This is a genomic window from Ignatzschineria sp. PL_is040 (assembly GCF_055813795.1).
In genome coordinates, this window is the sequence record NZ_JBVPGU010000032.1 from 1 (window position 1) to 856 (window position 856).

The window sequence follows — 856 nt, forward strand, 5'->3', positions numbered from 1 at the left end:
TCAACCAGAAACAGGAAAAGTCACCGGGAAGGATGTAGATGGTGATGAGTTAACTTATGTGGTTTCTGAACAACCGAAAAATGGTACGGTGACGATTGATGAAAAAACCGGCGAATACACTTATACGCCGAAAAAAGATTACAACGGTGATGATGAATTCACAGTGGTGGTATCTGATGGCAATGGCGGTGAAGTGACCGTTACGATTCCTGTAACAGTAACGCCGGTAAATGATGCGCCAGTAGTTAAAGATGAAAAACAACCGATTACCACCCTAGAAGATGAGCCGAAAAAAGGCGCAATCACGGGAGTTACGGATGTTGATGGCGATACCTTGAAGTATACACTTGATCAAAAACCAACCTCGGGAAGTGTCTCACTTGATGAGAAAACCGGAGAGTTTACGTATACGCCCAACAAAGATTACAACGGATCGGATAAATTCACGGTGGTTGTATCTGATGGCAATGGTGGCAGTGTCACTGTGACGGTTCCTGTAACAGTCACACCGGTGAATGATGCGCCAACTGCTGAAGCACCAGCGATCATTACGGAAGAAGATCAGGAAAAATCAGGTCAGGTCACCGGTCACGATGTTGATGGGGGGGATGAGCTAACCTATCAAGTTGGTGATCAGCCGAAGAATGGTTCAGTCACAATTAACGAAGAAACCGGCGAATACACTTATACGCCGAACACAAATTACAACGGTGATGATGAATTCACGGTCGTCGTATCTGATGGTAATGGCGGTGAAGTGACCGTTACGATTCCTGTAACAGTCACGCCGGTGAATGATGCGCCGGTGGTGGATGATCGTGATCAGACGATTGTTACGAAAGAAGATACGCCGAAG

1 protein-coding gene is annotated in these 856 nt (G+C 46.1%); it reads left to right on the forward strand.

Going from position 1 to position 856, the window contains the following annotated elements:
- Positions 1-856, forward strand: an 856-nt coding sequence (locus AC0SAP_RS10330; RefSeq protein WP_473384104.1) for a tandem-95 repeat protein, incomplete at both ends; no start/stop codon positions are given.